The organism is Lacipirellula sp. (assembly GCF_965279485.1).
Lineage (GTDB): Bacteria > Planctomycetota > Planctomycetia > Pirellulales > Lacipirellulaceae > Lacipirellula.
Genome location: NZ_CBDIIC010000001.1, coordinates 573,195 through 592,819, shown reverse-complemented (window position 1 = coordinate 592,819; position 19,625 = coordinate 573,195). Strand labels below are relative to the sequence as shown.

Annotated in this window: 20 protein-coding genes; 7 read left to right on the top strand and 13 right to left on the bottom strand. The window is 62.6% G+C overall.

Annotated features, from left to right (window positions below; translation table 11 throughout):
- The first annotated feature begins 85 nt into the window (after nt 1–85).
- The 4 genes from ACQY7R_RS02560 to ACQY7R_RS02545 all read left to right on the top strand — a co-directional run bounded on the left by ACQY7R_RS02560 (nt 86) and on the right by ACQY7R_RS02545 (nt 3,272).
- Nucleotides 86–499, top strand: a complete 414-nt coding sequence (locus tag ACQY7R_RS02560) for a DUF6157 family protein (protein WP_428304035.1) — start codon at nt 86–88, stop codon at nt 497–499.
- A 466-nt stretch (nt 500–965) separates the two neighbouring features.
- A complete protein-coding gene (locus ACQY7R_RS02555; protein WP_428304034.1) occupies nt 966–1,277 on the top strand; it encodes a hypothetical protein in 312 nt (103 codons plus the stop codon).
- Between the two features lie 102 nt (nt 1,278–1,379).
- A complete protein-coding gene (locus tag ACQY7R_RS02550; protein WP_428304033.1) occupies nt 1,380–1,922 on the top strand; it encodes a DUF1643 domain-containing protein in 543 nt (180 codons plus the stop codon).
- 378 nt (nt 1,923–2,300) lie between these two features.
- The gene (locus ACQY7R_RS02545) at nt 2,301–3,272 is read left to right on the top strand and encodes a hypothetical protein (protein ID WP_428304032.1); all 972 of its coding nucleotides are present in this window, start codon (nt 2,301–2,303) and stop codon (nt 3,270–3,272) included.
- A 136-nt stretch (nt 3,273–3,408) separates the two neighbouring features.
- Here the strand turns inward: ACQY7R_RS02545 and ACQY7R_RS02540 are convergent, their stop codons facing one another.
- Nucleotides 3,409–4,014 carry a PEP-CTERM sorting domain-containing protein gene (locus ACQY7R_RS02540; RefSeq protein ID WP_428304031.1) on the bottom strand — a complete coding sequence of 202 codons (606 nt, stop codon included), beginning with the start codon at nt 4,012–4,014 and terminating at the stop codon, nt 3,409–3,411.
- A 222-nt stretch (nt 4,015–4,236) separates the two neighbouring features.
- On the opposite strand from ACQY7R_RS02540, the gene ACQY7R_RS02535 reads away from it, so the two are divergent.
- Both ACQY7R_RS02535 and ndk read left to right on the top strand, forming a co-directional pair.
- The gene (locus ACQY7R_RS02535) at nt 4,237–4,608 is read left to right on the top strand and encodes a hypothetical protein (RefSeq protein ID WP_428304030.1); all 372 of its coding nucleotides are present in this window, start codon (nt 4,237–4,239) and stop codon (nt 4,606–4,608) included.
- 141 nt (nt 4,609–4,749) lie between these two features.
- Nucleotides 4,750–5,208, top strand: coding sequence for a nucleoside-diphosphate kinase (ndk, locus tag ACQY7R_RS02530; RefSeq protein WP_152099025.1), 459 nt, complete (start codon nt 4,750–4,752; stop codon nt 5,206–5,208).
- A gap of 155 nt (nt 5,209–5,363) precedes the next feature.
- On the opposite strand, the gene ACQY7R_RS02525 is transcribed toward ndk, so the two are convergent.
- On the bottom strand, nt 5,364–6,284 hold the full coding sequence (locus tag ACQY7R_RS02525; protein WP_428304029.1) for a ThuA domain-containing protein: 921 nt from the start codon (nt 6,282–6,284) through the stop codon (nt 5,364–5,366).
- Nucleotides 6,285–6,330: 46 nt separating this feature from the next.
- The gene (locus ACQY7R_RS02520; protein ID WP_428304028.1) at nt 6,331–8,367 is read right to left on the bottom strand and encodes a sigma 54-interacting transcriptional regulator; all 2,037 of its coding nucleotides are present in this window, start codon (nt 8,365–8,367) and stop codon (nt 6,331–6,333) included.
- 404 nt (nt 8,368–8,771) lie between these two features.
- On the opposite strand from ACQY7R_RS02520, the gene ACQY7R_RS02515 reads away from it, so the two are divergent.
- Nucleotides 8,772–10,121, top strand: coding sequence for a DUF1598 domain-containing protein (locus ACQY7R_RS02515; protein WP_428304027.1), 1,350 nt, complete (start codon nt 8,772–8,774; stop codon nt 10,119–10,121).
- A gap of 119 nt (nt 10,122–10,240) precedes the next feature.
- On the opposite strand, the gene ACQY7R_RS02510 is transcribed toward ACQY7R_RS02515, so the two are convergent.
- The 10 genes from ACQY7R_RS02510 to sufB all read right to left on the bottom strand — a co-directional run bounded on the left by ACQY7R_RS02510 (nt 10,241) and on the right by sufB (nt 19,510).
- Nucleotides 10,241–10,945: a hypothetical protein gene (locus tag ACQY7R_RS02510; RefSeq protein WP_428304026.1), complete on the bottom strand. Its 705-nt coding sequence runs from the start codon at nt 10,943–10,945 to the stop codon at nt 10,241–10,243.
- Nucleotides 10,946–11,427: 482 nt separating this feature from the next.
- Nucleotides 11,428–12,435, bottom strand: coding sequence for an acyl-CoA desaturase (locus ACQY7R_RS02505; protein WP_428304025.1), 1,008 nt, complete (start codon nt 12,433–12,435; stop codon nt 11,428–11,430).
- A gap of 242 nt (nt 12,436–12,677) precedes the next feature.
- Nucleotides 12,678–13,301 carry a hypothetical protein gene (locus tag ACQY7R_RS02500; protein ID WP_428304024.1) on the bottom strand — a complete coding sequence of 208 codons (624 nt, stop codon included), beginning with the start codon at nt 13,299–13,301 and terminating at the stop codon, nt 12,678–12,680.
- Entirely contained in the window at nt 13,298–14,323 is a 1,026-nt protein-coding gene (locus ACQY7R_RS02495; protein WP_428304023.1) for a hydantoinase/oxoprolinase family protein, read from the bottom strand. The genes ACQY7R_RS02500 and ACQY7R_RS02495 overlap by 4 nt, the downstream gene beginning before the upstream one ends.
- Before the next feature lie 23 nt (nt 14,324–14,346).
- On the bottom strand, nt 14,347–15,369 hold the full coding sequence (locus tag ACQY7R_RS02490) for an ATP-grasp domain-containing protein (protein ID WP_428304022.1): 1,023 nt from the start codon (nt 15,367–15,369) through the stop codon (nt 14,347–14,349).
- Nucleotides 15,370–15,438: 69 nt separating this feature from the next.
- Nucleotides 15,439–15,756 (bottom strand): metal-sulfur cluster assembly factor, encoded by a 318-nt coding sequence (locus ACQY7R_RS02485; RefSeq protein ID WP_428304021.1) that lies wholly within the window; start codon nt 15,754–15,756, stop codon nt 15,439–15,441.
- Nucleotides 15,757–15,770: 14 nt separating this feature from the next.
- The gene (locus ACQY7R_RS02480; protein WP_428304020.1) at nt 15,771–16,097 is read right to left on the bottom strand and encodes a Rieske (2Fe-2S) protein; all 327 of its coding nucleotides are present in this window, start codon (nt 16,095–16,097) and stop codon (nt 15,771–15,773) included.
- Nucleotides 16,098–16,174: 77 nt separating this feature from the next.
- Nucleotides 16,175–17,485, bottom strand: a complete 1,311-nt coding sequence (gene sufD, locus ACQY7R_RS02475) for a Fe-S cluster assembly protein SufD (RefSeq protein WP_428304019.1) — start codon at nt 17,483–17,485, stop codon at nt 16,175–16,177.
- Between the two features lie 28 nt (nt 17,486–17,513).
- Nucleotides 17,514–18,068, bottom strand: coding sequence for a Uma2 family endonuclease (locus tag ACQY7R_RS02470; protein WP_428304018.1), 555 nt, complete (start codon nt 18,066–18,068; stop codon nt 17,514–17,516).
- 35 nt (nt 18,069–18,103) lie between these two features.
- Nucleotides 18,104–19,510: a Fe-S cluster assembly protein SufB gene (gene sufB, locus ACQY7R_RS02465; RefSeq protein WP_428304017.1), complete on the bottom strand. Its 1,407-nt coding sequence runs from the start codon at nt 19,508–19,510 to the stop codon at nt 18,104–18,106.
- Nucleotides 19,511–19,625: the final 115 nt, after the last annotated feature.

Genomic DNA, 19,625 nt, shown 5'->3' with positions numbered 1-19,625 from the left:
CTAGACTGCTATGGCCGGCTTGGCTATTCGCGCCGTCGCGCGTCTCGTTTGAGAAACGCGATCCTCACGCTCCTACTAAACTCTCGTGAACTACTACAACGCGTTCATTCGACTGGCGCCCGACAGCGTTGCGACGCACAGCGCCGTTCCGCCGGCGCGCGGCGAGAAGCGGACGATCCCCGTGATAGAATACGAATTGCTGGCTGCGAAGCCCTACTTCTACACGCAAGAGGAACTCCAGTTCGCCGTCCACGTCGAGCGCGAGGGGATCAAGCCGGCGCAGCTCAAAACGAAACGCCGGGAACTCTGGGCGGAGTTCTTTGGCAAGCCCCGCGCCTGCCTACGCTGCTCGTCGCTCCCAAAGAAATACGGCTGGGGGCTGCACTTTGACGAGAAGGGCCGTATCGGGCTCATTGCCGTCGAGAGCGCGGCCTACAAGAAGTTTAGCGGTTCAAAATCGCTCAAGGTCGTGCCGGCAATGAACAGCAAACGCGCTTGATTTAACTAGGGGAGCACTCGCGCTGTCCCAGCGTCAATCCGTTGCCGCGGCGAAAGCGCTGAGCGGCCATCACGCTATCATGTCTGGGCAAGATGCCTGCACTTTCCTGCCTCCGACCTCGCTTTTCAATCCGAGCTTTGCTCGTAGTGATGACGCTGTTCGCTCTTTTCTTTGGCTACCACCTGAATTGGATTCGGCAACGTCAACGAGTCATCAATTCCGGCTATGTGGAGCAGCCAACGCTTGCCACAACTCGCCGGGATCGTGCGCCCGGCCTTTTGTACTTTTTTGGCGAGCCGGGCCTAACTCAATTGGGCGTGCACGCCCATGCCCCAGAGAGCGAGCACCGAAGAGTGAAAGCTCTATTTCCAGAAGCTAGGCTCTACAGAACACTCGTAACCCCACGCGTTTACCCTCACCATTTGAGAGTAAAGATCGGAAGTACGAGAATGCAGCCCAGCAAACCATGATCCTCCCCGCCAAACCATTCAAGCTGCGTTTTTCCATCCGAGCCATGCTCGTGGTGATGACGCTACTCGCCCTCTGGTGCGGCTACGGCATGAATTGGATACGCCAGCGTCGAGAGTTCATGGATTCCGATATCATGACTGGGATCGGCGGGCATACCCGTGCCCCTGGACTCCTGTTTCTGTTGGGAGAGCGAGGGTACAGCATCCTTCATGTCGATTTCGAAGAAGGCGATCCTAAGATTGGGCGTATTCAAGCCCTCTTTCCCGAAGCCGAGTGTATGGGCTATGAAACAATCAGCAGGGAGTGACTACGAGCATCCGGCTCGCTTGCTCTAGCATCTCGCCAGTCAAAACTCAAACGGCTTCGCCCGCTCCAACTTCCCAGCCATTCTTCTCCAAACGCCAATCGCATGAAACCAGCCCCCCCCGCCCACGATCCCGGCGGCAAAGTCCGCCCCGCCTGGCCTGCGGATTCCACCGTCACCGCCCGCTTTTCCGACTGCCAGCGCTATCGCTACCAACTCCGCGAAATCTGGAACCCCGCGCAGCCGCTTGTCCTCTGGCTGCTGATGAACCCCAGCGTCGCCTGCCTCGACTACGCCGACCCCACGCTCCGCAAGACGGGCAAGTTCGCCCGCGCCTGGGGCTACGGCGGCCAACTCGTCGGCAACGTCCACGCCTACCGCGCGACCGACAAGATGCGACTCCTCGAAGTCGACGACCCCGTCGGCCCCGACAACGACCGTCTCATCCTTGCCATGGCCGCCGAGGCCCAAACCATCGTCCTCGCCTACGGCCAACCGCCGAAAGCCCTCCGCCAGCGTGGCCAGGAATTAACCGCCCTGCTCAGCACTCACCAAGAGCTCTGCCATCTGCGGCTAGCGAAGGACGGCACGCCGGTCCATCCGCTTTACCTACCGGAATCGCTACGGCCGCAACCGCACCGCCAGTAGCCGCGGGGCAACGCCCCCGCCGGAGCGAATCTCGATTCGCGCCGCCCCGCGCATTTCTTCTCCCGGGTTTCCGCGCGACGCGTCAATCCCCAAATATCGGCCACGCATCCAGTTTATTAGCCCCCGGTTCTTCAAACCGGGGGCGAGCAGCGTCGCGCCCTTCTCTCACGCCGCAATAAAATACGCGGTGGCCAAATTTAGTTGTCGAAACTGGGCCACCCCTTTTGCTAACGTGAACTCGCGTCCGTGAAGTGCACATTCTAGCCCCGGGCTCCGCCCGGGGGTCGCGCACCGCCGGACGACGCGAACCAACGCGACCAAGTCACCCCCGGGCAAAGCCCGGGGCTATTTACACGTTCACACAAAGGGGACCATCACATGCAACGTCAATACATCCGCCAGCGCGAACGCGTCTTCACCGAAGAAATGAAAGTGAAATTCTGCGAGCTAGTCCGTAAGAGCTATTCGCTCGCCGAAGCCGCCCAAGGCGTCGGCGTCACGCTCCGCACGGTGCAGCGCTACCGCCGCGAGGAAGAAGATTTTGATCAAGAAGTGCGGATGGCGAAACTCGCCAAGCCAGACCCATTAAAGCTGATGGAGTCGGCCGCCAGAACGCATTGGCGGGCCGCAGCCTGGCTGCTCGAACGCACCAAACCCGAAACCTACGCCCGCAAGCGGGGCGACCTCGCCTCCGGCCTGAAAGTCACGAAGGCGCTGCGACTCATGATGGAAACCGCGCTCGCCAACACGCCGGAGGAAGCCCGCAGCGAGCTCTTCAAGCACCTCGATAAAACCTACGAACACGTGCTCGACTGCTGCTTCCCGAGCCTCGGCCCCTGGGACCGCCCGCGCGATCCGAAAATGGCCGACACGCCCATCGTCTTCCGCGAACGCGCCAAGTCGGCGCCCGTGATCCACAACTACGGCCTCGGCACCCCCGACGAATGGTCCTTCGCCGCGCCGCAACCAACCTTAGCCCCCGGTTCTTCAAACCGGGGGCCCAACGCTCCGCCACCCAACGTAGGGTGGGTGCTCGCACCCACCACGCCCAGCGAGGAGCAAGTCGCCCCACCGCTGGCCGAACAACCTCCAGCGCAATCAACGACCTCCTGCAATGCCGCACCAAACGAACCCGAAACGGCAACGGTGGGTGCGAGCACCCACCCTACGGAAGCGGAGCGCGCCCAACGCCACCAAGAGCTCCTCGACTGCGGCCTGCGTTTGATGCAAAACGAGCAGCGTCAAAAAGACCGCGACAAGTACGACCGCTTAATGTCGCGTAAAACGAAGAAAGCGACAACAGCGACGCGACATCAAAAGCGACAACAGAAACCCCGCCGCGCCGCTTAGCCCCCGGTTCTTCAAACCGGGGGCTCGATCGACGTCGCCCGAACGCCCCGCGAATGCCGCGGGAGCGGCGAAGATGCTACGTTCCCACGCAGAGCGTGGGAACGAGAAGACGCAGAAAGAGGACCAAGCCGTTCGCCTACGCGCGGCGGCGAAGCCGCACAGAAATTCCCGCAACGCCCACCGCCGCGCCAAGCATCAGCAGGCTCGAAGGTTCCGGCATGGGCAAGACGTTCACCGAAATCTGATCGCCCAATTTGAATCCAAACACAAACTCCGATGCATCCATGCCGTTGAGCGCGACGGTGCTCGGCGACGTAAGCCACGTCGAATGGCTAGCCAAGGCGAAGTTCGCCGCCAGATCGGCGTTGACGTTGTCGAACGCAAAGAACCATAGCTTCGTGCCAGCGCTCAGAGCTGTGAAGCCCGACCCCGAGAACGAGCCGTCAGGAGCAACGTTGGCTCCAGCTCCAATCGGAATGAAGTTGCCGTCCGCAATCGCCTGAGTCAGGCGAGGAGAGTCCATATTGCCCGCACTATCGATGCCGTAGACGTACTTGTAGTTGTCAGGATTGAACGTCGGCTTGAACGTCCCGGCAACGACGTAACCCGAAGTGACGGTGGCGCCGTAGTTCGTCAACTGGCCTTGGTAGTTGACGATACCGGCGTTGGCAACGTTGATCGCGCTCCACAGACATGGAGCGACGAAAACGAGCGAGCAAAGAGTCAATGCGAGGCGGTTCATGAGCATCCCTACCACTAAGCGTCGAATAGAGGATAACAATTGATGGATAAACTGCCGCTCAGCATAGACTTTCGCGGCCCCGATGTCCAATTATCACAAAAAATCCGCGGACTGGTCGCTTCAGCAACCAGTTTGAACCCGCGACGCCGCCCTCTTTAACGCAAATCGCGCCTTTTTCAGAGGAATAAATAGATCCCAACAAAAACGTGTAAACTAGTCTCCATGCCATTTCCTCCCACTCTCCGTCCCCGCTTTACGCTGCGAGCGCTGCTCGTCGCGATGGCGGCCCTCTGCGTGGTGATGTGGCTCCATCTCGATTGGATCGCCCGTCGCCGCGCGGCGCTTAGCGACCAGCGCGTGACCGCGACGCCGATTCTCGACGCTGCGGGCAGCGAGCCACGGCCCCCGTGGCTGCTGGGGTGGTTCGGCGAGAGCGGCCAGTCGCTGCTGATCGTCCACGGCTGCGAGGACGAAGTCGACTGGCAACGCGACGAGGCGAGGCTTGCCAGGTTATTTCCCGAAGCCGAAATCCGCCGGGCGCTCGCCGAGCCGATCTTCAACGACCCGCAGAGTGAGTCGACGTTCCGTCGCTAATGAGGCTTACAAGACCGCTAGTAGGCCGGTTGAGCGACGCCCGCCATTCCCCTACAATCCGGGGTTTCACGGCGGCCGCGGGCCAGGTTCTGGTTCACTGCCTTTCCCCGATCACCAGTCACCGATTCCCGATCACGAAACATGGAACGCACCTTCATCCTGCTCAAGCCCGATTGTGTCCAGCGCCGCCTCATGGGCCGCATCATTACGCGGTTCGAAGAGAAGGGGCTCAACGTGATCGCCGCGAAGATGCTGGTGATCACCCCCGAACTCTCGAAGCAGCACTACGCCGAACACGTCGCCAAGGGTTGGTACCCGACGCTCGAGGCGTTCATCACCGGCGGCCCGGTGCTGGCGGCAGTCCTCGAAGGTCTTGAAGCCGTGAAGGTCGTGCGCGACATGCTTGGCGCCACCAACGGCCTGAACGCCGCCCCCGGCACGATCCGCGGCGACTTCAGCTCGAGCCGCCAAATGAACCTCGTCCACGGCTCCGACGGCGCCGAAGCGGCCGCTCGCGAGATCGCGCTCTACTTCAAGAAGGAAGAGCTCTGTGCGTACGAGCCGACCATCACCAAGTGGATGCGCGCCGGCGACGAGTAAGAGTGAAACGAGTCGCTTGTTTAATTGACGGGATAACAGGATTGATAGGATCGACAGGATGAATGCCTTTGGCGGGCAATCCTGTCGATCCATAAAATCCTGTAATCCTGTCCATTTTTCATGCAGACGTCGATCGTCGGCAAGCGTATGAAGTACTAGTGAGGATCCGGCGGGACATACTCGCCCACGATCTCGACGTTGGCGCCTTCGGCGGGGATCGAAGCCTCCCGCCCGAGCCCCCACAGTATCGCATTCACCAGCAACCGCCGCGGACCTTCCTTCAAGAAGTCCCGCGGATGGCCGAGGCTCGTAAAGAACACGCGCTGCACGCCGCCATCTTTGAGCGGCAGCTCGCGCGTCCAAGTCATCGGCTCGCGGTTCCCGAACTTCTCCCCGCCCGGCTCGGTCCCCTTGGTCGCATCGCCGACCATCAGGACCGTGCAGTCCTCCGGTAGCTTCACGTCCCCTTCGTTCACCACATAGAGCCACGAGTTCAACCACTCCGGCGACGAGACGCCTCGGAGGATGGGATTGTCCGCTTTCGCCTCGCTCTCGACGACGTGCGCCTCGGTCGAGTTGCCGTGGCCGTAGTGGGAGATCCACTTGTGGCCGAAGTACTTCATCGGGAACTCAGCGTTCCAACGGTCGCGTGGCGCCTCCGCGTAGTTGAAGGCGTGGCTGCTCGTCCGAAGGCCGATGAGCGGCTTGCCCGATTCGGCGAACTTGACGATCTCGTCAAGCTGCTCCTGCGGCAGCTGGCGAAACCGCATGTAGAACACGGCGAGATCGGCGTCGCGGAGCGCTTCGAGCCCCGGGATGCTGTTGCCATGGCGATCTCGCTCCCCTTTTTCGTTGACGGCGTAGAGTACGGTCGTCTTGATGCCGTGATGCTTTTCAAGGATCGCGGCGATCATCGGCATCGAGAGTTCAGACGAGTACTCGTCATCCCCCGTAACGAACACCACATGGGGGCGCTCATCCTCGGCGTCCGCTGCTTCAGCAGCGCACCCAGCACGCGCACTCACCCCGGCAACCACAACCGCACAAGCCACAAGAAACCAACGGTGCAAAAGCATGAGTAAACCCGCCGGGATGAAAAGGACCGTCAGCCGACGCCGCCCATCATACGCCGCGGCGGTCGGCTTCCAAACCATACCGGCGAATTTTTCGGTCGAGCGTCGAACGCTCGATCCCGAGAATCGTGGCCGTCTTGCTCTTGTTCCACGCCGTCGCGGCGAGAGTTCGCAAGATGTGGGCCCGTTCGACGTCGGCCAGCGAAACGGGCTGGTAGCTCGCTTGCGGCTCGCTTCGCTCCATCCCCATTTCAGTATCGCCGGCCGTGTTGAGCCGCGAGAGGACCAGATCGTCGTGGTCGATGAAGTCGGCCCGCGCGAGGACTACCGCCCGCTCGATAACGTTCTTCATCTCGCGGACATTGCCCGGCCAGCGGTAACGCAGCAGCTCTTCCATCGCCCGCGGCGTGTAGCCGCGCAGCTTGCGGCCGGTCTCTTCGTTGAACTTCCGCAAGAAGTGGGCCGCCAGCTCCGGAATATCCTCCGGCCGCTTCCGCAATCCGGGAACGATGATCTCAAGCACATGCAGCCGGAAGTAGAGATCGCGGCGGAACTTCCCCTCGGCGACGTCCTTTTCCAGATCGCGGTTAGTGGCCGCGATCGAACGGACGTCGACCTTGATCGCTTCCGTGCCGCCGACCCGTTCAAACGGATGTCCTTCCAACACGCGAAGGAACTTGGCTTGGATCGAGGGACTCATCTCGCCGATTTCGTCGAGCATGAGCGTCCCCTTGTGGGCCTGCTCGAACTTGCCGATCTTCCGCTCGGTGGCGCCGGTGAACGCGCCTTTCTCGTGGCCGAACAGTTCGCTTTCCAGCAGCGTCTCGGAGAGGGCCGCGGCGTTCAAGCAGACGAACGGCCCCTTCTTCCGCGGGCTGGAGAAGTGGACGGCGCGGGCGACGAGCTCCTTGCCGACGCCGCTCTCGCCGCGAATGAGGACCGTCGCACGGCTTGGCGCCGCGCGGGCGATCTGCTGCGTGACCCGCATCATCACTTCGCTCGAGCCGACGATCTCGCTCTGCACGCCCAGCTGCTCGCGCAGTTGGACGCACTCAGTTTGCATCTGGTTGAGATTCTCGGCGAGCTCTTGCCGACGGTTGAGGTTCTCGAGCGCCACGCCGAGCGTGTCGGCCACCGCGAGGGTGAACTCTAAGTCCTCGGGATCTGTCGATTTATCAGGGTCGGTCGAGTAAAGGTGGACCAATCCCAGCAGCTCGCCGCCGAGGCGGACCGGAGCGCAAATCACGCTAGTCGCCAGGATCTCGCCGCGGCTGTCGCGGTTGCCGAGCTGGCTGTCATCCATCACGTTGCGGGCCATCACCGCTTGGCCGTCCCGCATCACGGTCGCGGCGAGGAACGACGAAACGCGGTGATAAGCGTGCACGCCGTCGCTGCGAGAGGAGACGATCTCAAGCTCCTCGCTGTTGCGGACGCCCCGCTCGTCGCGGCTGCGGAGCAGGATGGCGCCGGCGTCGACCTGCGTCCCTTCGAACAACCCGGCGAGGGCGTCGTTGGCCAGCGAGAAGACGTCGGTGCTCTTCGCCAGCTCGAACGCCAGCCGGCAAAGTTGCGCGGTCGCGCGGTTGACCTTCGGGCTCGAAGCGCTCGGGTCCTCGCCGCTCCCTTCGAGGAAGCGGCTTTGGCCCTTGCGATGGGTGATCATCGTCGGTTCGAAGGCGTCGAACACGCTTTCGTCGTCGCCGTTCACCGCGACGCCGATGCCTGTTTCACCTTCGACTGGCTTCGAGGTCTTCAGCAGCGTACTGGTATCGGGGAACGCCTGGGCCAGATCGTGCACAAACGCCAAATGCGAGTTGCCAATCTGAATAATATCGCCTGGCTGCAGTTCGTAGTCGCCGCTGATCCGCTGGCCCGAGACGACGGTGCCGTTGCGGCTGTCGAGGTCGCGGAGCTTCCACGCACCGCTCGCTTGGAAGACCTCGGCGTGGTTCCGGCTGCAGCGTTCGTCCTTCACGACGACCGCGTTCGTGGGGCCGCGGCCAATGGTGACCGACTCGCCCGGCACGAGCCGGAAGACGTCGGCCCATTTGGACCCTTCACGAATGATGAGGTAAGCGTTCGACATGTAGCGTTTTAATACAACGGCTTCGTCGTCTGCCGGTCCCTGACGGCGGCGCGTAGCGCGTTTCCTACCTTACACCTTATTCGCAACGCCCCCCTTGTTTCAAGCTGATCGGCAAACCGAAAGCGGAGACAGGGCAGGGGGTTAGGACGATTGAGCCGCCTACAGACCGTTCCGCGGGCTTCGGACTGTGCAGCCGAATCCCGGTCGATTCCCGCCCTGCGGCCGCCCGGACGAAAACTGTTGAACTACAACACCTTAGCAACTACGCTAAAGACTTGCGGAGGCCTCGGGGGCGGCGTTTCGGGCCGGTCGGCGGCTTCGCATACTTCTAGAGCACTTTCCGCGCTTCGGGCTGGCGTTCTGCCGGCCGAGGGGCGGTCGTTACGGATCAGGAGAAGCTTTCGATGACGCGGTCGACATTCGGCTTGTTAATTCTTGCATGCGGGCTCGTCGCGGCGAGTCTGCGCGACTGTCCGGTCGGCGTAGCGGGCGGCGGTTTGTTCCAAAACCGTGCGGTGGGCGGCGTGGCCGTCGACGCCAATGGCGTCCTCGAAGCCCCGACTGTCCAAGACGATCAGGAGCTCGCTCAGCTCCGTGAACAGACCAAGCTGCAAGTGCCGGCCGGTCTGCAGGAGTACACCGACCTGCGGGCCGTCTCGCTGAAGCAGCTTGAAGCGACCCTCAAGCAGTGCCACGATGAAATGAAGCCGATTCCGGATGAGGTGAAGTACCTCGCCGGCCTGCAACGCGTGCAGTACGTCTTCGTTTACCCCGACCGCAATGACATCGTCATCGCCGGCCCGGCCGAAGGGTGGCAGTTCGACGCCCTGGGGAACGTTGTCGGCGTGACGACCAATCGCCCGGTGATCTTGCTGGACGACCTGATGGTCGCCCTCCGCAGTGGCTCGACCTCGCGTACCGAACCGATCACTTGCTCGATCGATCCGACGCAAGAAGGCCTCGCTCGCCTGCAAGCGGCGGTGAGCCGGATGCGGACGATTGGCGACTCGGAGCAGACGCTCAATCGCATTGAAGAAGCCCTCGGCCCGCAGACGATTTCGGTCACCGGCGTTGCCGACACGAGCCACTTTGCTCGCACGATGGTAGCGGCCGACTTCCGGATGAAGCGGATTGCGATGGACTTCGAAGAGTCGCCTGTGAAGGGGATGCCGAGCTTTCTATCGATGGTCGGCAGCGGCGGCAAAGGCATGAACAACATGCTGCCCCGCTGGTGGTTGGCTCCCGATTACAAGCCGTTGGCCCGGACCTCCGACGGCCTCGGCTGGGAACTCCGCGGCCAAGGCGTGAAGTGCATGAGCAACGAAGATTACGTCGATTCGACCGGCGAGCGGACCGTCGGCGTTTCGAAGAACCCGGTCGCCGAGAAGTGGGCCAACACGATGACCGAGAAGTACTCGGAATTGGCCGAGAAGGATTCCTCCTTCGGCGAATTGCGGAACATCATGGACCTTGCCGTGATCGGCGCCCTGATCGAGAAGGAGCAACTGCTCAACACCGCCAGCCTCAAACTGCCGCGGCTGATGGGCGAGCAATCGCTGGAGCGTTACCCGGCTCCGAAGCACACCGCTAGCAAGGCGAGCGCCATCAAGAAGCGCGGCCAGTGGGTGATCAGCGCTTCGGGTGGCGTCGAGATGCTGCCGTGGCACATCGCCAACGAGACCGAGACGGTCGAAACGGTGGGTGACGTGCGAAGCGACCTTTCGGCCGACGTGAAAGAGTTCTGGTGGGAGTAACTCGCCGCGGCGAGTTGCCTGCTTGCTAGAACTGATTGGAAGACAAACGACAAGAGGCCTGGAACCAGACGTGGGTTCCAGGCCTCTTTTTTTGTTGGTTCGGCGACGGGGCGTCGGTGTTACCCGGCTTCGCTCGCGCCGTCAGCCGTGGGCTTTTCCGTGCTCGCCGGCTCATGCGTAGCGGCTGCCTCGATTTCCGGCTCCTTCGTCGATTTACCTTCTCGGTACCGGACGTCGGAGACGACTCCTTGTTCGAATTCCACCGTCAGCCATTTCAATCGGTACTTGCTGCCGAGGCTAAATTCGTCGAGATAGTGGACGTAGAGGTATTCCAGGCCGCTGGGGGCGTAGACAACGTCTTTCGGGCAATGCCGCGTGCCGTTGGGCGGACCGAGAATGCTTAGCGCTTCATCGCGAGTGGTTTTTCCGATCACGAGTTTTTCGCGCTTGTCGGCATCGAAGTCGGTGTGGTTCGACTCGTACGACGAGTAGCGAGCCTGAGCGATCACCAGCTTGTCCTTGACGACAAACAGCTGATTCTCCAACGGCATGTCGTCGCCGTCGCGGCAGCCTTTGACCTGCGGATCGTACTTCAGGCTGTAGAGAGCGTACTGAGTTTCGGGATCGCCGTTATTGAACACCGCGCTCGGCAGAGGATCGCCAAACTGCCTCTCGAGTTCCGCCAGCGTGGTTTTGCCCAGCCTGACGGAGGACGTCGCTGTGCGTTCCAACGGCCAGGAAATGATCGCCGTCGGATAGCGAAGGAGTTTGTTTTCCTTGGTGGGCCGGCTCAGTCCCAGGCCCATCGCGCAGCCGGAAGTCATCGTTAGCAGGACTAGGAGCGCAACAACGCTCGCCTGTCGAGGGAGAGAGATCTTCCCGCGAGCGTCCTGCTCAATCGTTGATCTTGGAGTTACCATTCCCTGGTAAACGGCGCCTTCGCTAGCGACGGAGTAGCAGATAGCACGCGGACTGTAGTGCTTCCGCCTGCCGGCGGCAACACCGACATGACGGCGGCTGGGCAGAGCGGAATGGCGGATCCGGCTAGCCGGAGGGCGGTGCTAGCCCACGCCCGTGTCCGTGGGTGGCCCCGACACTCGGCCGCGGTTGATGAGCCATTCGTATTTCATCAGCTCGGCCGCATGTCGGGGTCGCGCAGCGACAAGAGGCGAGCGACGTTGAGGGAGGCGCAACACCTCCAGTTGCCGTTGGCAACACCGACACCCCGGCGTCTGAGCGCAGCGAAATGGTGGATTAATCGCGCCGGGATGTCGGTGCTACCCGATCCCCGCGGCAGAAGCTTGGCTTAGCCCGCTTGCTGCTTCGTCCACACCCGCGGCAGGACGACGTTCTTCACCAAGCCCACCTTCTGCAGCGCGCGGATCGTGATCCAGGTGACGTCGAATTCCCACCACTTGTGGCCGTGGGCGGCGGCCCGTTGGTCGGCGTGGTGATTGTTGTGCCAGCCTTCGCCGTTGCTCCAGAGGCCGACGAGCAGATTGTTACGGCTGTTGTCGTCGGTGTCGTAGTTGCGATAGCCCCAGACGTGGGTCACCGAGTTGATCGACCAAGTGATATGCCACGTGAGCACCGTGCGGACGAAGACGCCCCACACGACGAGGCTCAGGCCGAACTGCATGCCGGCGTCCAGCGAGCCGGTCATCGGCCAGCCGACCGCCAAGCCGCCCAGGAAGAAGACGGCCATGCTGCCGAGGTAGATGTAGAGCCAGTTCTGGCCGCGCTCAAGCTTCATGTAGAAGGGATCGCGGAGCAGATCGCGCGTGAACCGTTGGTAGTAGTTCACGTTGAGGAAGTCGCGGTTCTTGAAGATCAACCAACCGCAGTGGCCCCAAAAGAAGGTCACCAGCGGACTGTGCGGATCGGGCTGCTCGTCGGAGTGTTTGTGGTGGATGCGGTGCATCGCCACCCAGCAGGCGGGGGTGTCTTGCAGCGTGCAAACGCCGAGGACCGCGAGGCTGTGTTCGAGCCACTTTGGCGCGACGAACCCTTGGTGGGTCAACAGCCGGTGGTAGCAGAGGTTGATTCCCAGCGTGCCGAAGACGTACAGCCCCAGGATCGCAAAGACGACGCCAGTCCAGCTGAAGAAGTAGGGGACGAACGCGAGGCACGCCAGGACGTGGATCATCGGAATGCCGATCGCGTACCGCCAGCGGACTTGGCTCGGCTTCACCGTTGTTTCGGGGCGTGGCAGGACGCGGCCAGCAGCAGAGCACTCGCCCGATTGATCGGAGAGAGGAGCGACGGCCTCAAGATCGGCGTCGACTGCACTTTCGGGCAGGAGGTCGGTGGACATGAAAACTCGCGAGGGGAGGGCGTCAGGTTCTGCAGACTCTGACTGGAGTTTGACGATCGCAACGATCAGGCAAGAGGCCCATTATACAGGCGACTGCCAGCGGGCCAATCTGAATGCGCTCGGCTTTCGCCGCGGCCCCGGCTGCGCTCAGCGAGTTATCGGCGGCCTGCAACCGATTCCCCCAGCAACGCCCCGGCAATCGGCAAACTCACCGCCATTGAACGGGCCGCCGATAGCTGTTTTCAGCCCGGCCCCTCGCCGGGGCGGGGGACTCTCGCCTCGATGGGAGGCGTGGCTCGCAGATTGACCAACCGCGTGGGCGGGAGCTCCGGGGCCATCAGGGCCAGGATCGAGTCGATGTACCCGACAGCCGCCAGGGCGCTCAGTTCACGGCTCGTTTTGCGGCGGGGCAACGCCGACTTCAGAAGGACGAATTCGTCGGCCAGCAAGGCGGCGGCGAGGCGGCCGGCGATCGAATCGCTGGTCGTGTCCCAATTGCTCGGGAGCCAGGTTCCGGGGAGGCCTGGTTCCGACCGCCGCATCCAGGGCGCCGGGCCAAAGATCGTCGCCCCCTCTTCGCCGACCCGCTGGCAAAGCAGGCGGTCGTCTTCAACCAGCGGCATCTCCGGCAGCCACGAATGGAGCAGGTGAGCGGTGACCGTGAGCAGGTCGACGCACATCCAGTGCGCGGCGGCCTCTTCGATCGGCTCGGCCGCATTCCAAGCACGGACCTGCTCGACGAGCGGGCCGCCGCCGGCGATCAGCACGTTGTGGGCGGGCGGCTGTTGCGCAAGCCAGCCCCGCAACCTTTCGGGCAGGTCGGGGAGATCGAACAGGCTTCCGCCAACTTTTACGACGCGAATCATCTGCAGGTGGGGTGAGTCTCCAACTCGCGCGCCAGCACGGCCAGCGCGTGGGCTGGGGCGCAGCGGCTGACCACGGGCCCCAACTCTTCGGTCAAGGATAACACGTCGCAGCGCCAGTGAAGGCGATCCAGCAAATGTTGCAGCAGAAACTCGCCATGCCCGCTGAGGATGACCCGCTGCGGAGGGCCATCGAGTCGGGCGGCGACTTTTTCGACAGCGCGCTGCAACTGGTTGAGCTGGGCCTCGCGGACCGTCGCCGCCGCCAAGCGGGCGTCTTCCGCGGTGAATGAATCGGCGTCGGCGCACACCATGCGGGCGAGGCGGGCGAGCGCGTGGGGCCAAGTTTGGGGGCGGCCGTCAGCGGTTGAGAGCTCGTGCGGGTCTTCGGCGAGTTCGCCCTGCATGAGGTAAGCGTCGGCGGTGGTGGCGAAGAGTTCCGCGGCGACCGGGCAGTCGTGGCCTTGCCACGGTAGTTCGCGGACGATCGCGCATAGGGGGGTGCGCTCGACGCCGGTGTAGACCAACTCGCCGGCGAGGAGGCGTTCGCCGTCGGACATGCCGAGGGCGCGAGGGCCGTTTGGCGTGAGCGGAATGACGTCGGCGGTCGTCGAGCCGAGGTCGAGGAGTAGCGCGGGTTCGGCGTCGACGTAGCGGCAGGCGAAGGCCGCGAGGGCGTGCCAGTTGCTCGCCGCGGCGAGGGCCGGCATACGCTGCACTGCGTCGATTGGCAGCAGTCGACCGTCGACTTGATAGACGAAGGCGGGAAGGTCGCCCGCGGCGGCTTGCACCCCCGCGAGAATCTGCCGCACGCCTTCGGATTTGGTCTCGAAGCAATCGGCGAGTTCGGCCGTCATCGTGATCGCCAGCGACTCGGCGGCAGGGGCTGCGGCGAGGAGTTCTCGCAGTTCCAGCGCCAGGCGTTCCGGTTGCCGCCAGATGGCGAACGGGCGCGAGTCGGCGTAGCCGCAGCCGTCCGCCGCTTTCAGATTGGCGCCGCCGATGTCGATTGCCAGCCAGCTCATGGGGACATTCTTTCGGCGATCTGCTAACTGCGGGTGAGCCAAACGTTGCCGTCGGCCGCGAATTCGATCGCTCGGCTGCGAACAGTGAGCTCGACCGGCTTGCCCTCGATCGTATCGAGCAGCGCGCCGGCGAGGTTTTGGTTCACCGCCTGCCGCAAGCCGACGTAGGAGGTCGTCGCTCGCGGGTTCACCTCGATGACGGCGTCTTCATCGCCGAAGACGTTCGGGCCAAGGATAAGGTCGATGCCGACGAAGCCGCGAGCAGCGGGGAGGGCGGCGAGCGTGCGCTTGGCGAGCTCGACGGCGCGATCCGCCAGCCCTGCTTCGCCGATGAGGCCGCCGCCAAGGTAAGTCATGCGGCCGTCGTCGCTGAGGCGTTGCCACGTCGGCGGCAGGAACGTCGCGCCGGCCGGGCCGCAAATGGCGGTGATGCTCGCCGGGCGGCCTGAGTGGAACTGCTCAAGGCGCCGCGTCCACGCGTACGCCGGCGGTTCGTCGTGGTGGCTTGTGACGAGGTAAGTGTCTTGCGAGCCGGCGCCGTCGACCGGCTTCAATACCGCGGGATAGCTGAAATCGGCCGGCAGTTTGGGTTCGCCTTCGTCGAACAACCGCCCGGCCGGTGCGGGGAGGCCTGCTTGACGGAGAGTCTCGGCGGTACGGTGCTTATCGGCTGTGAGGGCGATGAACTCCGCGGACGCGTTGAGCGTGCGGCCGCCGACGTCGGCCGCGCGATCGGTCAGCTTGGCGAGGATGCGATCGAACTCCGGCGCGACGACGAGCGTGCGATCCGCTACGGCGGCAAGGCGGGCGAACTCTTCCTGCCACTCAGCGCCGGATTGAATGTCGAGCACCTCGCAGCCGGGGAACTGCAGCGACTCGAGTCGCATATCGCGCAGGAGCGTGACGCGGCAATCAGGCAGCTTCGCGAAGTCGGCCGCGAGCGCCGTCGCCATGGCCGATCCTTCGCGTAGAAGCGTCGGCGGCAGCGAGCCCGACTCTCTAATCAAACCGCCGCCGGTGATCCACTCGTACAGAAAAACGTGCATGCGGCGTGAGCCTGCAATCGACGACGGGTGGCTTTGACGTTGAAGGCGGCGAGGTTGCGAAGGCGAGGTCTAGAAAATCCCGAGTTGATCGCGAGCGTCTTCGGTCATGCGATCGGGCGTCCACGGCGGATCGAGCACCATGCGGACGTCGACGGCGGCGACCCCTTCGATGTTGCCGACGGCGGCCTTCGATTGGCCGAGCAACTGCGGACCGGCGGGGCACGCCGGGCTCGTCATCGTCATTTCGACGTCGACGTTGCACTTGCCTTCTTCGACGTCGGAGATTTTGACATCGTAGATCAGGCCGAGGTCGACGATGTTGACGAACAACTCGGGATCGATAACGGTCTTGAGCGCTTCGCGCACGGTGTCTTCGGCGATGGCCATGGGATGCTCCTCGTTTAAGCGTGGTCGTTGAGTCGCACGAGCACTTGATCGCCCTCGATCTTCACTTCGTGGGCGACCGTTGGCTTCGTGGCGGGCATTGTCACCGCGGCGCCGGTCGCGAGGTCGAATTTCGCCCCATGCCGCGGGCAAGCGATCGTCTTATCGCCAGTGTCGACGGGGCCGTCGCTCAGCGGGCCGCCGTCGTGCGTGCAGACGTCGTCGAGCGCGTACCAGTGGCCGGCGGCGTGGATCAACACGATCAGTCGATCATCGACTTCAACCAGCATCGAACCGGGATCAACAACTTCGCCGACTTTCGCAGCCGGGATAAATTCAGACATCGACAGGAAACCGCCTTACTTCAAACGATCGCCACGCACGGTGCTTGGCGTTAGTGGACCGAAGAATTCGGCCCTTGTTAAATATCGCGAACCCGCTGCCCAATCGCTTCGCCGAGGGCTTCGCTGACGCTTTCGATCGGGATGCGATCGAAGACTTGTTGGAAGAAGCCTTCGACGATCATGCGGACCGCTTCTTGGCGGGTGTAGCCGCGGGTCATCGCGTAGAAAACTTGCTGTTCGTCGACGCGGCCGCTCGTGCTGCCGTGGGTGCAGCGGACGTCGTCGGCTTCGATTTCGAGACCAGGAATCGAATCGGCGCGAGCCGTGCGCGACAACATGAGGTTGTCGTTGCGCTGGTAGGCGTCAGTTCGTTGGGCCGGCTTGTCGACCTTGATCATACCGCGCCACACGGTGCGCGAATCGTCCTGCAGCGCCGCCTTGTAGAGCAGGTCGCTGCGGCAGTGGGCCGCCATGTGATGCTGGTGCGTGTTGTACGAAAGGTGTTGGCGACCTTGCGTGAACATCACGCCGTTCACCTGGGCCTCGGCGTCTTCGCCGGTGAGGGCGACGTGCTGGTTGACCTTTGCCAAGCGGCTGCCGAGGGCGCCGATCGTCCACTGCAAGCGGGCGCGTGACGCGATGTGGGCCTTCTGGTGGGCGAAGTGCCAGACTTGGTTGCCCCAGTTTTGGAGATTCACGTAGCGGAGCTTCGCGCTCGGTTCGACGATCAGCTCGATCGAGCCGCAGTGGAAGCCGCCCCCGTTCTCCGAGATGCTGGCCGTTTCCGACAGCAGCGTCGCATCGGCGCCTTCCTCGAGGATGACCAACGTCTTGTTCAAATCAACGCCGCCGTCGGAGAGCGCTGACAGGGCATGGAGCGGTTCGTCGATCGTCACGCGTCGCGGCACGTACAACAACGCTCCACCGGCCCAAGCGGCGGCGTTCAGCGCAGAAAATTTGTCGTGATTCGGATTGACGACGTTCCGTTCGAAGAAGGGCCGCAGCACGTCGCCATGCTCGGCGACCAGCGTGGCAATGTCGCCGAACAGCACGCCCTTGGCGGCCCACTTCTCGGCGAGTTGGGAGCCAACGACGTGGCTGTCGCTCGTGACGGCGCTGCCGCCAAGTTCAACGCCTTCAGCGAGCAATGCCCGCGGCATGTCGCTGCCAATCGGCGGCACGGCGGGGAAGCCGAACCGGTCGAGCTTGAACAGCCGAATGTCGGTGCGGACCCACTCTTCGTCGTTGCGAGCGGGCATGCCGAGCTCGCAGAAGCGAGCCCACGCGGCGCGACGCAGATCGAGGAGCCAACCGGGCTCGTTGCGCGACGCAAGGAACGAATCAAATGCCTCCTGAGCGAACCCAGCGGCCAGTAACGTGTTTGACATCAATCTCTACTTGTTCAACGACTTTGTCTTACTCAAATAACTCGTCGACCAGCATCTGCCAGCCAGGGACGGCGGGCTCGGCTTCGGCAAGCTCGCCGCGGCGGTAGGCGGTCGGAACTTCCGGCGCCGCTGCGCGGTAAACCTTTACAACTTCTTCGCTGTCTAAATCGACGTCCCAGACGACTTTCGTGCCAGCTGCGAAATAATCGGCTCGCTTCTTGGCCATTGCTCGTTCGGCGCCGGGACCGTAGTCGCCTTCGCTGCGGACTTCCGCTGCAAAGTCTGGCGCCTGCGGCAGGAACTTCTTACCAGCGCGAGGGCCAGTGTAGTAAGAAGCGTCCGGAGCGAATGACTTGCGATGCTCTAACTGCACGAGAAACGCAACGTTGTCTCCGTACGCCCGTCCGCCGTGGAGTTTGGCGTAGGTTCTGAGGCTGACGGCGATCTCCATTCCGGCGCTGCCAGGCTCATCTCCCGTTGGGCTCATGTACACAATCCTGCCATCAACAATTTCAGCCTTGCCTTCAACTGTATAAAGTTCGGCAACAAGCTTCTCAGTGATTGGATCAACGACCGTGCTCATGACAGTCCTTCCTCGCAATTGAGGCTCGGGCGCTCTTACCCCACGCTCCCTTCCATCTGCAGTTCAATCAACCGGTTCATCTCGACGGCGTACTCCATCGGCAGCTCTTTGATCAGAGGTTCGATGAACCCGCTGACGATCATCGAGCTCGATTCGGCTTCGCTCAGGCCGCGGCTCATCAGGTAGAAGAGCTGCTCCTCGCCGATGCGCGAGACGCTCGCCTCGTGCTCGATCTGGACGTCCGACTCTTCCACTTCGATGTACGGGTAGGTATCGCTGCGGCTTTGCGGGTCGAGAATCAGCGCGTCGCACACGACGTTGCTCTTGCATCCGGTGGCGCCGTCTTCAACCTTGCACAGGCCGCGGTAGCTGGCGCGACCGCCGTTCTTGCTGATGCTCTTCGAGATGATGCGGCTCTTGGTGTTCGGAGCACAATGCACCACCTTGGCGCCGGCGTCTTGATGCTGGCCCTTCGACGCGAACGCGATCGAGAGGATCTCGCCGCGGGCGCCTGGCTCCATCATGTAGACGGCCGGGTACTTCATCGTGAGGCGACTACCGAGGTTGCCGTCGATCCATTCCATGAGGGCGCCTTCGTAGGCCATCGCCCGCTTGGTCACGAGGTTGTAAATGTTGTTCGCCCAGTTCTGGATCGTCGTGTAACGGCAACGGCCATGTTTCTTGACGACGATTTCCACAACCGCCGAGTGCAAGCTTTCCGACGAGTACATCGGCGCCGTGCAACCTTCGACGTAGTGCACCTCGGCGCCTTCGTCGACGATGATCAGCGTCCGCTCGAACTGGCCCATCCGCTCGGCATTGATGCGGAAGTAGGCCTGCAGCGGGAATTCGATCTTCACGCCCTTGGGGACGTAGATGAACGAACCGCCCGACCAGACGGCCGAGTTGAGCGCCGCGAACTTGTTGTCCTCTGGCGGGATGATCTTGCCGAAGTATTCCCGCAGCAGATCGGGATGTTCGCGAATCGCGGTGTCGGTATCGGTGAAGATGACCCCCTTCTTGCCGAGGTCTTCTTGCAGCGAGCCGTAGACGACTTCGCTCTCGAACTGGGCCTTCACGCCGGCGAGGAACTTCTTCTCCGCTTCAGGGATGCCGAGCCGGTCGAAGGTTTCCTTGATCTCCTGCGGCACGTCGTCCCAGGTCTTGCCCTGTTCGTTCGTCGGCTTCAGGTAGTAGTAGATGTCCTGGAAGTCGATGCCGATGTTGCCGCCCCAATTGGGCATCGGCTTCGATTCGAAGATCTTCAGCGAGCGGAGGCGGAAGTCGCGCATCCACGCCGGCTCTTTCTTCATCTCGGAAATCTGCTCGACGATCGTGCGGTTCAGCCCCTTCGCGGCGCGGAACACGTCGTGCGACGGCGTGATGAAGTCGTACTTATTGATATCGCCTAAGGCGTCTTGTTCGAGCACGTCGGAGGACATGGCTATGCCTGTTGCTTTTCTTGACAGGGTTGCAGGATTGCGCGGATCAACGGGATGAATTGAGCGAAGGGCTTTTCAATTCCGTTGACTCTGTAAGTCCTGCTGTCCTGTCGAA